The sequence below is a fragment of the Bordetella sp. BOR01 genome, assembly GCF_019218885.1.
Lineage (GTDB): Bacteria > Pseudomonadota > Gammaproteobacteria > Burkholderiales > Burkholderiaceae_B > Bordetella_A.
Map to the genome: position 1 here is coordinate 567660 of NZ_JAHUWT010000003.1, position 13546 is coordinate 581205.

Sequence of the window (13546 nt, forward strand, 5' to 3'; positions counted from 1 at the left end):
AATGTACGTACAATATCCAGCAAACTGGGCACTGTCAATATCGGGTTAACGCGGCTTGTGCCACCACGCCCGAATCGGGTGCTCCATTACAATCCGTCTCAATCCCAACGTTGGTCACCGCATGGCAACTAACCCGTCGTCCCCGCCTGTTGCCTTCGATGCGTTTTCGGGTGGGCGGCAGCCGCTGTACGCGGCGCTGGCACGCACCCTGAAGCAAGACATCGAAAATGACCGCTATCCGGTAGGCAGCACCCTGCCCACCGAAGGCGAACTGGCGCTGCGCTACAACGTCAGCCGCCACACGGTCAGACAGGCCCTGCGTGAATTGAAAGACGAAGGCATCATCTGGTCGCGTCCCGGCGTGGGCACAAAGGTGCGGTCCCGTCCGCAAGGCTTGCGTTTTTTCAGCGGCATCAATTCGGTATCCGACCTGCTGCAATTCGTGGACGCCACCGAAATGCACGTACAGTCGCGCCGCGAGATCGTGGCCGACGATACCTGGGCTGCCCAACTGCACTGCCAACCCGGGCAGGCCTGGGCCGAGACCAACATCGTGCGTACCATCGTCGGCAACACCACGCCCATGAGCTATCTGCAGGTCTACCTGCGGCCGGAATTCGCCGACGTGCTGGCCTCGGTCAAGGTATTGCGCAAACCCATCTATTCGCTGGTGGAAGCCCGCTATGGCGTGCGCATCGTCGAAGTACAGCAAGAGATCACCGCGGCCAATCTCGACCGCCAGATGGCCCGCGCCCTGAAAGCCACCGAAGGCCAGGCGGCGCTGAAAATCACCCGCTATTACCTGGACCGCGCCGGCCAGCTCGTGCAGGTGGGCCTGGGCCATTACCCCAGCGGGCGCTACACGCAAAGCTCGCATTTTCGCGCCCACAACACCGACGAATAGGCTCACGCCGGATGCTCGTGCGGATGGTCGCGGCCCCACTGGGTCACGGCCTCGCGCGTGGCGCCGTGCGTGGCATGGCTGCGCGCCTGGATATCCAGCAGGCGCGCCACGTCGCGCGCGGCCGCCAGCACGTCGTCGGCATCCAGCCCGGTCTCGATACCCATCAGGCCCAGCATGCGCACCAGGTCTTCGGTGGGGAAATTGCCCACCGCGCCCAATGTCTGCGGCATGGCGATGCCGCCGCCGATGCCGCATATCGCCCCTTCCAGCCATGCCGCGCCGCCATCCAGCGCCGCCGCGATATTGGCCGTGGCCATGCCCGACAGGTTGTGCACGTGAAAGCCAAGTTCCATATCGGGATAGCGCTCGCCCAGCCGCACGTACAAGCGGTTGACGTGACGCGGGTCTTCCATGCCCACCGAGCCCGCCAGGTACAGGCGCCGGATGCCCGCATTGCGAAACTCGCCCACCATGGCCTCGATGCGTTCCTCGGGAATCAGGCCTTCGTACGGACACCAGAACGACATGCCCAGCGCCAGCACATAGCGCAGGCCCGCCGCGTCGGCGATGCGAAAGGCTTCGATCGCCTGCGCATTGGCCTGGCCTGGGTCCATGTTCTGGTTCTTCTTCAGGTACGCGGCGCTGCCGATGGTCAGGCCGACCACCTCGTCGACCTTGGCCCGCACGGCGCGTTCGGCGCCGCGCGCGTTCGGCGCCAGGCCCCGGTATACGGTGCCCGCACGGCGCTGGATGCGGGCGCAGACCTCTTCGGCGTCTTTCAGGTTCGGAATGACGCGCGGATGCGCGAAGCCCGTCACCTCGATCACCGGAAAACCCACGGCCGACAGGCGGTCGATGATGCTCACCTTGTCGTCGGTGGATACCCAGGCCGGAAAGCTCTGCAGGCCATCGCGCGGGCCGACCTCGGCCACCTGGACGCGCGCCGGGAAGTGCATGGGCATGGCTTGCTCCTTTAGTGTTGGTGTCGGCAGGCCTTAGTCGGCCAGTTCGATGCCGGCGCGTTTCAATTCAGCCTCGGTGTAGCCCAGGCGCTCGACCAGGATCTCGCGGTTGTGCCGGCCCAGTGCCGGCCCCGGCGCGCGTATGTTGCCGGGCGATGCCGACAGCTTGCCCACCACGTTCTGCATGCGCAGCGGGCCGCCCAGTTCTTCGTCGTGCACGGTGGCAATGTTCTCGCGTGCCTGCACCTGCGGGTCGGCCAAGATCTGCGCCACGTTGTTGACCGGCGCCATGGTCGATTGCAAGTCGGCCGAACGCGCCAGCAGGTCGTCCAGGTCGTAGCGCCCCACTGCCTGCTGCAAGGCCTCGTCCAGCTCGCGCACGTGCTTCAGGCGCTGGCGGTTGTCCGCGAAGCGCGGATCGTCAATCAAGCCAGGCACTTCCAGTACCTGGCAAATGCGCACGAAGGTCGATTGCGCGCTGCCGGCAATCGCCAGCCACTTGCCGTCGCGCGTCTGGAAGGTGTTGCGCGGCGCCGTGAAGGGCAGTCGGCTGCCGCTGCGTTCCTGCACCAGGCCCAACTGGTCGTAGTTGATGACATGCGGCCCGATCAGGGTCAGCAGGGTTTCGTAGATGGCCAGGTCCACGTACTGCCCTTCGCCCGTGCGTTGCTTGTGCTGCAGGGCCACCATGGCCAGGAAGGCGGCCATCAGGCCGGTGGTGGAATCGGCCAGGCCGAAGCCGGGCAGTAACGGCGGCTGGTCGGGGTAGCCGGAAATCTGCGCATAGCCGGCATACGCCTCGGCCAGCGTGCCAAAGCCCGGGCGCTCGCGATACGGGCCGGTCTGGCCGAAGCCGGTCACGCGCATCATCACCAGGCCGGGATTGATGCTTTTCAACGCGTCATAGCCCAACCCCCATTTTTCCAGGGTGCCGCTGCGGTAGTTCTCGACCACGATGTCCATGTCGGCCACCAGACGCTTGACCGCCTCTTGGCCAAACGGCGTGCGCAAGTCTAGCGTGATGGCGCGCTTGCCGCGATTGAGCACCTTGAAATACAGGCCCACCCCCTCTTTGCTTTCCCCCCAATTGCGCACTTCGTCGCCGCTGCCCGGCCTTTCCACCTTGATCACATCGGCGCCGAAATCGGCCAGGAACATCGCGCTCATGGGCGCGGCCAGGAAATTCGACAGGTCCAGCACCTTCACGCCAGCCAGCGCGCCCTGCGGCCCGGCCTGGGGGGAAACAGCCATGTTCGCCTCCTGAATAATGTACGTTTGTACGTACATTAAAGGACGTATGGAATAGCGTCAACCCTTCGATGAGCCATGTGCCGTGCGGAGAATAAGCCGCTTATTCTCTGCATTATTTGCGGTGAATAATTGCATGTGCGGAGAATACAGCCCATAATCTCCGCATGGATCGCGGAGATTATCTATACATCTGGCAGGCCCCCGATTGGCCGCACTGGCGCTACGACCTGGCAGCGCTGGCTCCATTGCTGGCCGAAGTCAGCCATGCCCAGGGCCTGCTGGCCGGCCGCCTGGTCGACGCCGGCTTGCCGGTACGCGCGCAAGCCAGCCTGTCGGTCCTGACCGACGATGTCGTCAAGACCAGCGAAATCGAAGGCGAAAAGCTCGATGTCGCATCGGTGCGCTCTTCCATTGCGCAGCGCTTGGGGGTGGACATCGGCGCCCTGGCTCCCGTCGACCGCCATGTCGAAGGCATTGTCGAAGTGGTGCTCGATGCCACCGCCAACTGCCACGCCCCCGTCACGCAAGAACGCCTGCTCGGTTGGCACGCCGCGCTATTTCCCACCGGCCATTCTGGCCTGGTACGCATTGCGGCAGGCGCCTGGCGCGATGACGCACATGGCCCGATGCAAGTCGTATCGGGGCCTGTAGGGCGCCATCGCATCCATTACGAAGCGCCCCCGGCCACCCGCCTGGCAGCCGACACTTGCCGCTTTCTCGACTGGATCAACAGCCCGCCCCACGAACCACCCCTCGTCCGGGCCGGCCTGGGCCACCTATGGTTCGTGACCCTGCACCCGTTCGACGATGGCAACGGCCGCATCGCCCGCGCGCTGGGCGACCTGCTGCTTGCACGGGCCGACAATGCCTCGCAGCGTTTCTACAGCCTTGCCGCGCAGATCCGGCGCGAGCGCGAGGCCTACTACCAGATACTGGAACAAACCCAGAAGGGTACGCTGGACGTGACAGCATGGCTGACATGGTTCTTGTCCGCCCTGCAACGGGCCATCGCCCAGGCGCAACGCACGCTCGATGCCGTACTGGGCAAGACCCGGTTCTGGCAGCAGGTTGCCGGCACCCCCATGAACGAACGGCAAACCAGGCTCGTCAACCGCCTGCTCGACGGCTTCGAAGGCAAGCTGACCACCACCAAGTGGGCGGCCATCGCCAAGTGTTCCGCCGATACCGCGCTGCGCGACATCAACGAGCTGGTCGCGCGAGACGTCCTGCGACGATCGCCAGCCGGCGGGCGCAGCACCAGCTATGAATTGAACATCCCCGCGGCACCGTAGCTTGCAGGCACAAGCACAACAGGCGATTCGCCCCCTACCGCGCCATGCACTGCTTCCAGCGCCCGTGCACCCGGTTGGCGAACCATGCGGTGGTCAGGTTGCGCGTGATCTTCGGGCTTTCCAGCTTGATGCCCGGCAGCACCGCGCGCGGCACGCGCTGGCCGGCGTCCTTATCCGCCAATTCGAACACGCGCCGGTACAACTGCGTTTCTTCGAATTCCAGGGTGCCGCCCTTTTGCAGCGACGGCCGGATGCGGGCCTCGTTGATATCCAGGCGCCGCCGGATGGCGCGCACGGCGCGTTCGGTGCGGCTGGGGTCTATCGACCCGTGGATCAGCAGGTCGCCATCCAGCGCCAGCTCGATGCCCGACAGGCGGCTGACCGCGGCCTGGAAGGCCGCGTTGCGGCTGGCATACCAGCCCGCGTTGAAATCGGCGAACCGGTACAGCACCGAATCGTAGTTGGCCGGATAGCCCAGCAGGTGGGCAATGCCGAAGTACATGCCGCCACGCCGGGTGAAGACCTCGCGGCGGATCGAGCCTTCGACGGCATAGGGGTAGTCTTGCGCGTGCGCCTGGGCGAAGGCGATGCTGACTTGCATCGGGCCGCCGGTATGCACCGGATTGAGTCCGCTGAACAACTGCCGGCCCATGGGCACCATGCCGATGAAGTCTTCGAAGATCTCGCTCAACTGCTTTTCGGTGCGTACCGTATCCAGCCGCTGGTTGTAGGTCTTGCCCGTGGGCGACTTCACGTTCAGCGCCGCGTTCACCAGGAAGGCCGGCACATGCATGGCTTGCGTGCGGCGCTCGATCTCGCGCCGCGCGATGCCCGGCAAGCCCGGCACCGCGGGGTCGGCGCGAAACGACGATTCCTGCTCGGTAACGGCCAGCACGGCGCACAGGTAGGTCTGGCTGGAATCCAGCCCCTGCGCGGTGAAGGCCACGGCAATATCGCGCGCCCAGCCATCGCGGTCTGGTACCTGCGGCGGCAACAGCCGTTTCAGGTCGGCGCGTATCTCGGTGGCGCCGCGCGTGGGTTCTTCGGGAATCTGGGTGGCGCAGCCGGCCAGCAGGGCCAGCAACGCCGCACCCAGGCAGCGCGCGGCGCGGCCGCGGCGCCACGGGCCCATGAAAAAACCTGGGCTGGGATTTCCCGGAACCGGAACTGGCACTCGTATTGCCCTGTTGAAAGCCTGGACGCGGGTCGCGCAAGGCGAGTGCCCGATCATACACGCCGGCTATCCCGGCATGGCCCTGGCCGCCTGCACGGTGGCCTCGATGCCGCGGCGCAGATCGTACTGCGGCGCATAGCCCAGTTCCTTGCGCGCCCGCGAGATATCCAGCGCCCCCTTGCGCGCCGTGGGGTAGCGGTCGCCGTGCAAGTACCAGCCCGGCGCCGTGGTCACATTGGCGCCGGGCACCAGTTCACGCACGATACGCGCCACGTCGTCGATGGTGGGCGCCTGCCCCGTCGCGATGTGATAGGCATCGAACCGGTGATGCTGCTTGTCCAGCGCCAGCAGCACGCCGGCCACCGTGTCGTCGATATACACCTGGTCCACTGCCAGGTCGCCGCCGGTACGTAGATGGTACGAGCCCCCCGCCAGCGCCGCATCCACGAACACCTTGGGCACCCGGGCACGCGGCAGGTCGGGCCCATAGACCCAGCACGTGCGCACGTTGATGCACTCCAGTCCATGGCGGTCGGCATAGACGCGGCCGTAGTGCTCGGCAGCGAGCTTGGTCAGGCCATAGATGCTGGTGGGCCGCTGCGGATGGTTCTCGTCGATGATCTGCGCGGTGAAATCGCCGTAGGTTTCTTCCGTGCTGATATGCACGACCCGGCGCACGCCAAAATGGCGCATGGCCTCGAACAGGTTCACCGAGCCCTCGGTATTGACCCGCATGGCCTTGATCGGCACATCGGCGGCCAATGCCACACCCACGATGGCGGCGGTATGCACCACCGCCTGCGGCTCGTGGGCCTTGAATGCATCGATGACCTGCGACCACTCGCCCAGGTCGGCCTCTACCGGCGTCAGGCCGGGATGGCGCTGCTTCAGTCCGGCCAGTGCCGGGGTGACCCGCAAGTCCAGTGCCACCACCTCGTCGCCGCGCGCCAGCAGCGCCTTCACGATGGCGATTCCCAGCCAGCCGGCGGCGCCCGTCACCAGAATACGTTGCGACATGGCGTGCCTCATTCGTCGGTGGGTGGCGTGGTGATCACCAGGAACACCAGGGTGTCCGTGCCGGTGCAGTGCAGTTCATGCACGACGCCGGGCGGAATGAAGGCCACGTCGTTGCCGCGCACCACGCGCCGTTCGCCGTCGGTGATCAGCACGCCTTCGCCGCTCAGCACATGGTAGATCTGCTCTTGCACTTTATGAACATGGCTTTCCACGTAGGCGCCCGGCTCGTAACACGAGATGCGATGATCGAAGAACTTGCTTCCGTTCAGGTCCGGGGTGACGATCGCCTTGGACAGCGCCTGGTGATGATGGCCCGGATACTCGGTCCAGAGCAGTTCCGCCAGGTTGCGCGTGACCGCCGGCGCGTAGGGCAAAGACGAAGCGCCCGTCTTGGTTTCGGCCTTTCCGTTGTCGTTCATGCTTGTGTACCTCGCTGGTAAAGAACATAAGGAATCGAATCACGCCGCTGCATCTATCAGGTGGCGCAGGCTGTGCCGCGGCACGAAGCCCAGTCGTTCACGGGCCGGCCCCAGGTCGTACAGCGACGCATGGGGGTTGTCTCGGTAAAGCGCGGGGTCGCGCACCGGTACCTGGCGGCCCAGCAGGCGCTCGAGCCGCCCCACCGTGGGTTCGGGCGCCAGCGTGTCGGCCGCGGCCAGGTAAAAGGCCTCGAATGGCAGGGCCCCCGTGCCGGGCGACGCCATGCGCAAGGCCAGCCAGAAAGCATGCGCCAGGTCGCGCGGATCGATGTAATTGAACAGCGGACCGCCGCCCGCCGACGAAGGCCCGCCCGCCTGGCGCCCCACATATGCATCTGGGTCGCGGGCGCGGGCCCGGATCTCGCCCTCCATCTCGGGGTACGCCACGAATACGGTGCGCATGGCGATGACCTGGGTACCCCGCAGCGCGAATGCCCGGCCGATGTCTTCGCCCAGCACCTTGCTGATGGCATACGGGTCGGTGGCGCGCAGCGGATGCGCAAGATCCACAGGCAGGTAGTCGGGCGGCACCATGGCGCCTTCGCGCACGGTATAGCCCATGACCGAATCGCTGGAACACAGCACCACGCGCCCCACGCCTGCTGCCTCGCACGCGCGGAATACGTTCCAGGCACCCAGCGTGTTGATGCGCAGGATGTCGTCCTCGTCGCCCGACCAGATATTGGGCCGCGCGGCAATATGCAGCACCGCGAAACAGCCCTGCACGGCGCGCGCCACGGCGGCCGGATCGGTAATGTCGCCGGTTTGCCACTCGATGTCCTCGGCCCCGGCACGCAGGTCCAGGCCGCGCACCTGCACATCTTGGCGCAGCAGCTCGCGCACCACATGGCGCCCCAGCAGGCCCGCCGCGCCGGTAACAAGCACGCGCGGCCGTTGCGGGTCGAAATGGGGAATCTGTTCCATCGCCTAGCCCTCCCTGGGTGCAACAACGCCGGCGCCCGCCAGGGCGTCGTGGCTTTGCACGATCGATGCTTGCGCATCCTGGTCGATGATCTCAAGCAATATCGGCCCGGCGTACGCCTGGGCTCCCAGCGCCGCCGCCAACTGCCCGAATGGCACATCCCCCTTGCCTATGGGGTCGTGGCGCCAGGCAGTACGGGTGGTGTCCGAACAATGCAGCAAGGCAATGCGCCCCGCCAGGCTGCGCACGCCGTCGTGCAGTGCCTCGCCGATGAAATGCGCATTGGCGGCGTCGTAGCAGGCGCACAGCACATCGCCATTGCCCATTTCATCCAGGAAATCGCCGATATCCCGCGCGGTGGGCAAGGCGGCGAAAGGCACGTTCTCGATGGCCAGCTTCACGCCATGTTCGCGGGCGTACGGAACCAGTGTCTGCACCGTATCTTGCACCCAGGCCCTGGACAGCGCGCGCGCCGGCGCCAGCAACGGACTCAGGCGCCCCGGCACCGTCACCAGGCAAGAAGCGTGCAGCTCGGCGGCCAGCACGATCGCTTTCTTGAACATGCCCACCGAATACGCGCGCGTATCCGCGAACGGACTGGCCAGGTTGGTGTCCAGGCTGGGCAGATTCAGCGACGTGAACGACAAGCCTTCGCCCCGCATCAGCGCAACGATCTCGCGCCGGGCCTGCGGCGAGGTGTCCAGGTCAAGGTGCGGCGGGTTGATGACGCCCTCGAACTGGCGGTAGCCCAATGCGGCAAGCCCGGCCAGGCACTCGCGGATCGGATGGCTCCAGATATAGCTGTAGGTATTGATCCCCGCCACGCGCGCGTTCATGCCGCCTCCTGTTGGCCGACACCCAGCAGCCGCTGCTGCAGCGCCACGTCGATGCTGAGCGCATGGGCCGGCCCCGCATAGGCGACCCGGCCGTTGACCAGCACATAAGCGCGCTCTGCCAGGGCCAGCGCCGACTCGGCGTGATGCTCGACAATAATCATGCTGACCTGGCGCGAGATGCGCTGCACGGCTTCGCGTATATCCTTGACGACCGCGGGCGCCAGGCCCTCGAAAGGTTCGTCCAGCAAGATCAGCCGCGTCGGCGCCATCAGGGCCCGCGCCACCGCCACCATCTGGCGCTCGCCGCCCGACAGGTTCTCGGCCCTTGATTTCGCCAATATGCGCAGCTTGGGGAACAGGCTGTAGATCTCTTCCTGGCTGGCTCCGCCGGCACGGGCGGCAATGCGCAGGTTCTCGTGCACCGTCAGGTTCGGGAACAGGCGCCGTCCTTCCGGCACCACCGCGATGCCCTGGCGATTGATCTGGTCCGGACGGGCATGGGTGATGTCCTGGCCGTCGAAACGGATGTTGCCCTGGCTGACCTTGACCACGCCCATGATCGTGCGCAGGGTCGTGGTCTTGCCCACGCCGTTGCGGCCCAGCAATGCCACCACCTCGTTCGGCTGCACCACCAGGTCCAACCCATCGAGCACCGCGCCGCCGGCGTAGCCGGCTTTCACGCCCGACAATTCCAGCAAGGGCATGGCGTGTCCGGCATCCGTGCGGCTGGCGCTGGCGACAGGCACCGCTGGTGCCGCGCCACGGGGCGCGCCGGCTTCTTCGGCGGGCTTGCCCATATACGCCGAAATCACGTCCGGATGCCGGGATACCTGGTCCGGCAGGCCGTCGGCGATCAAGCGGCCCTGGTGCAGTACGGTGATGCGGTCCGACAAGGCCAGCACCCGGTCGATATCGTGCTCGATCAGCAGCACGGCATGGGTTTGCGATAGCCGTACGATCAGCGCCGACACCACCTGGCGGTCGGCCTCGCCCAGGCCGGCCAGGGGCTCGTCCAGCAACAGCACGCGCGGGCTGCCCGCCAGCGACAAGGCAATCTCCAGCAGCCGCTTCTCGCCGTGCGACAGTTCCGAACACAGGTCGGCCGCCCGATCGGCCAGGCCCACGGCATCCAGCAATGACCAGACGCGGGCGTTCTCCGGCTGGTTATCGTAGGCGTCGCGCCAGAAGCCGCCCCACGGGCGATGCGCCCCTTGCGTGGCCACGCGCACGTTCTCGAACGTGGTCAGATTGGGAAATACGCTCAGGATCTGAAACGACCGCGAAAGCCCCGCCCTGGCGCGCCGGTATGCCGGCAAGCGCGTGACATCGCGGCCATCGAGCGTGATGGTGCCGGCATCGGGCGCCATCAGGCCGGTCAGGATATTGAACAGCGTCGTCTTGCCCGCGCCATTGGGGCCGATCAGGCTGTGCAGCCGGCGGTCGTGTACATCCAGCGAGATATCCTCGGATGTCACGATAGAGCCGAAGCGCTTGGACAGGCCGCGCACCGACAAGATGGGCTGGCTGCCCTGCACGGTGCGTGCCGCGGCCGGCGCATAGGGTGCGATGCTTGCCGGCCGCGGCGGAATGCCATGCCGCACCAGCGTCCAGCGCTCGTCGCGCCGGATCCAGCGGCGCAGTATGCCGTGCATGCCTTCCGGCGACAGGATCGCGAACAGGATGATGATGGGCGCGAACATCAGCCACCAGTTCTCGGTGATGGCGCTGAGCCGGTCCTCGAGAATGATGAAGGTGGTGGCCCCCCACAGCGGGCCCAGGAAATGATGCACCCCGCCCAGCACCGCCATCAGCACCGGGTCGCCCGCATGCTGCCAGCTCAGGTTGTTGGCATAGGCGCCGCGCAGCAGCAAGGCCATCAACCCGCCTCCCACGCCCACCAGCATGCCCGATATGCAGAAAGCAGCCAGCTTGATGGCCAGCGCATTGAACCCCAGGCTGGACACCCGTTGCTCGTTGTCGCGTATGGCCTGCAGCACGCGTCCGAACGGCGCGTGCACCAGCCGCCACAGCGCATAAACCGCGATCAGCACCACCGCGAGGGTGAAGAAATGAAAGGCCAGCGTGGAGCCGAACAGCGGGCGCGGCACGTCCTGTATGCCGTTCTCTCCGCCCGTCACCGAAGTCCAGCTATACGCGATTTCGAACGCAATCTGCGAACATGCCAGCGTCAACAACGAGAAGTACAACCCGCGGCGGCGCAGGATCACCGCGCCCAGCGCCACCGCCAGCACCAAAGAAAACGCGGCGCTGAACGCCAGGGCAACGATCTCGTTCGACACCACGGCCTTCGAGAATATCGCCACGCCATAGCTGGCCACGCCAAAGAAGAACGACGCCCCGAACGGCACCAGGCCCAGATAGCCGATCAGGAAATTCACCCCGATGCCGTACAAGGCGTAGATGGCGACCTGCGTAATGCGCGAGACCGGCATCCCCATGGCGAACGCGCCGGCAGTCAGCAGCAGCAGGAACGCCGCGATGACCAGCACGGGATTGGATGCATGACCTTTCATTCGAATCGCTCCCAACGCTCACCCAGCAGGCCGCGCGGACGCAGCAGCAGGACAAGGAACATGAACGCATACATCGCCGCGCCCGCGGCATGCGGATAGAACTGGATCGTCAGCGAGGTAACGACCCCCACCAGCAGCCCCGCCACGGTGGCGCCCCGCAGTGAGCCCAGCCCGCCGATCGCCACGATGACGAAGGCCGGCATGATGGCGCTGGCCGACATCGACGGCGAGACGTTCCATAGCGGCGCGGCCAGTACGCCGGCAATGGCCGCCAGGCCGCAGCCCAGCCCGAACACGCCGGTCATGACGCGGGGCAGCGGTATGCCCAGCATCTCGACCATTTCGGGATCGCGGCTGCCCGCACGCAGAATGCGTCCGTAGGGGGTGAACACCAGGAAGGCCCACAACGCCAACAGCGTCAGGACGGTTGCCCCCAGCATGGCCACCCGGTAGCTGGTCATGAGCAAGGGGCCCAGCTCGAAGACCCCCGTCAGGAAAGGCGGCGGGCTGAACGGCTTGCCGTCCGCCCCCCACACGAAGCGGATGATCGCCTCGATGAGCAGTGCCAGGGCAAAGGTCACGATCAGGCTCAGCAAAGGCTCTTTGCCATACAGGCGCCGGATCAGCACGACTTCCAGGCACATGCCCACCGCGGCGACCAGGATGGGCGCCAGCGGCACGGCCAGCCAGCCGAACCACTGGTACAGGGTCAGGCCGAAATAGGCGCCCAGGGCAAAGAAGGCACCGTGCGCGAAGTTGATCACTCCCAGCAGGCCGAAGGTGATCGATAGCCCGGCGGCGATCAACACATACAGGACGCCCAGTACGATACCGTTGGCCGCCTGGGACAGCACAATCTCATTGAACACGGCTCACCCTCTCAACGTGGAACGCGGCCCATCACCGTGCCGGCATGTTGCAGCCGACCTCTTCCTTGGTGCCGAAATCGCGCAAGGTGTCTTCTTCGGCCTGGCTGGTGTGGCCGACGACATCGAAAAAGTCCCATTTGTCGGTGATGTCTTTCTTGATGCTCGCGATCACCGACGGCCGGATCAACTGGTGGTCCCAGGTGCGGTAATAGGCGGGAAACGCGCCCTTGTCGTCCTTCCATTGCTCCAGCGCGGCGGCCACTGCCGGGCCTTCGGTGGATTTGGCGGCATCGATCGCATCCAGTAGCGAGCGCATCGACAGCCATCCCGAGTACGCCTTGTCTGCCGGCGGACGGCCATACTTCTCGATGAACAGCTTGGTGAACGCTTTCTCGGCTTCGCTGTTGGCCGGGTCGTTGTAATACCAGGGCTTGACGTACGTGCCTGCGGATGACGCGGCGCCCACGTCCCAGAAGTCGGTATCGCTGACCGCGATCTCGTAGTACGGGATCTTGTCTTTCATGCCCATGGCGTTCCAGGCCTTCAGGAAATTCGACAGGTCCTGCCCCACCAGTCCGCCCACGACCGCATCCGGCCGGGCGGCCCGGATCTTCAGCACATATGAGCTGTAGTCGGCGGTATTCAGCGGCACTTCGTCCACGCCGGCTTCCTGGCCGCCGTTGCTTTTCAGCATGGTGCGGCCGGTGCGCAGGATATCCTGCCCAAAGGCATAGGCCGGCGTAATGAAGTACACCTTCTTGCCCTGCTTGTCGACGATGGGCATCAGGCCGGCCATCTGCACGGGCACGGTGGCCTGGAAGCGAAAGGTGTACGGATTGCAGTTGGCCCCGGTCACTTCCCGGGCCGCGGCCCCGGCCACGACCAGTGGCGTCTTGCTGCGGGCGGCCACGCCCATCATCGCCAGGGCGGACGCGCTGCTGTTGGCGCCCACCACGCCGGCCACGCGATGCTCATCGACCAGCTTCTGGAAATTCTGCTGCGCAAGCTGCGCATTCGGCTCATCCAGGAACACCACATCGACATCGCGGCCCAGTACCTTGCCGTGCTGCTCGACGGCCAGCATCGCGCCGCGCGACAGGAACTCGCCGATCGACGCGCTGGGCCCTTGCTTGGGAAAGACCATGCCTATCTTCACCGGCCCGCTGTCTTGCGCCCACGAGGCCATCGAGGCGCACATCAGCGCGGTGCACGCCCATAGCCTGCCCCGCGCGCCCGTCCGCCGTACCAGGCGGACCGCCATCGATTCGATTCTGTCCATCGCTGTCTCCTTGTCCTTTATTGAAGA

12 protein-coding genes are annotated in these 13546 nt (G+C 65.7%); 2 read left to right on the forward strand and 10 right to left on the reverse strand.

All coding sequences use genetic code 11. The features are described 5' to 3' along the window. Positions 1-121: 121 nt before the first annotated feature. A complete protein-coding gene (locus tag KW845_RS17475) occupies positions 122-904 on the forward strand; it encodes a GntR family transcriptional regulator (RefSeq protein ID WP_218370608.1) in 783 nt (260 codons plus the stop codon). 2 nt (positions 905-906) lie between these two features. Here KW845_RS17475 and KW845_RS17480 read toward each other — a convergent pair whose 3' ends face one another. After that, a complete protein-coding gene (locus KW845_RS17480; protein WP_218370609.1) occupies positions 907-1866 on the reverse strand; it encodes a hydroxymethylglutaryl-CoA lyase in 960 nt (319 codons plus the stop codon). A 33-nt stretch (positions 1867-1899) separates the two neighbouring features. Next, positions 1900-3117, reverse strand: a complete 1218-nt coding sequence (locus KW845_RS17485; protein ID WP_218370610.1) for a CaiB/BaiF CoA-transferase family protein — start codon at positions 3115-3117, stop codon at positions 1900-1902. A 164-nt stretch (positions 3118-3281) separates the two neighbouring features. Between KW845_RS17485 and KW845_RS17490 the strand changes: the two genes are divergently transcribed. Next, a complete protein-coding gene (locus KW845_RS17490; RefSeq protein ID WP_218370611.1) occupies positions 3282-4409 on the forward strand; it encodes a Fic family protein in 1128 nt (375 codons plus the stop codon). Between the two features lie 34 nt (positions 4410-4443). On the opposite strand, the gene KW845_RS17495 is transcribed toward KW845_RS17490, so the two are convergent. From KW845_RS17495 to KW845_RS17530, 8 genes are all read right to left on the reverse strand, one after another. Further along, entirely contained in the window at positions 4444-5541 is a 1098-nt protein-coding gene (locus tag KW845_RS17495) for a DUF1615 domain-containing protein (RefSeq protein WP_218370612.1), read from the reverse strand. Between the two features lie 108 nt (positions 5542-5649). Further along, on the reverse strand, positions 5650-6600 hold the full coding sequence (locus KW845_RS17500) for an NAD(P)-dependent oxidoreductase (RefSeq protein WP_218370613.1): 951 nt from the start codon (positions 6598-6600) through the stop codon (positions 5650-5652). Positions 6601-6608: 8 nt separating this feature from the next. After that, positions 6609-7019, reverse strand: a complete 411-nt coding sequence (locus KW845_RS17505) for a cupin domain-containing protein (protein ID WP_218370614.1) — start codon at positions 7017-7019, stop codon at positions 6609-6611. 39 nt (positions 7020-7058) lie between these two features. Beyond that, the gene (locus tag KW845_RS17510; protein WP_218370615.1) at positions 7059-8003 is read right to left on the reverse strand and encodes an NAD(P)-dependent oxidoreductase; all 945 of its coding nucleotides are present in this window, start codon (positions 8001-8003) and stop codon (positions 7059-7061) included. Positions 8004-8006: 3 nt separating this feature from the next. Continuing rightward, entirely contained in the window at positions 8007-8837 is an 831-nt protein-coding gene (locus KW845_RS17515; RefSeq protein WP_218370616.1) for a sugar phosphate isomerase/epimerase, read from the reverse strand. Beyond that, positions 8834-11371 carry an ATP-binding cassette domain-containing protein gene (locus tag KW845_RS17520; protein WP_218370617.1) on the reverse strand — a complete coding sequence of 846 codons (2538 nt, stop codon included), beginning with the start codon at positions 11369-11371 and terminating at the stop codon, positions 8834-8836. Before KW845_RS17520 ends, KW845_RS17515 begins: the two co-directional genes overlap by 4 nt. Beyond that, positions 11368-12240, reverse strand: a complete 873-nt coding sequence (locus KW845_RS17525; protein WP_218370618.1) for a branched-chain amino acid ABC transporter permease — start codon at positions 12238-12240, stop codon at positions 11368-11370. The genes KW845_RS17520 and KW845_RS17525 overlap by 4 nt, the downstream gene beginning before the upstream one ends. A gap of 31 nt (positions 12241-12271) precedes the next feature. After that, positions 12272-13519 (reverse strand): ABC transporter substrate-binding protein, encoded by a 1248-nt coding sequence (locus KW845_RS17530; RefSeq protein WP_255592725.1) that lies wholly within the window; start codon positions 13517-13519, stop codon positions 12272-12274. Positions 13520-13546 lie beyond the last annotated feature (27 nt).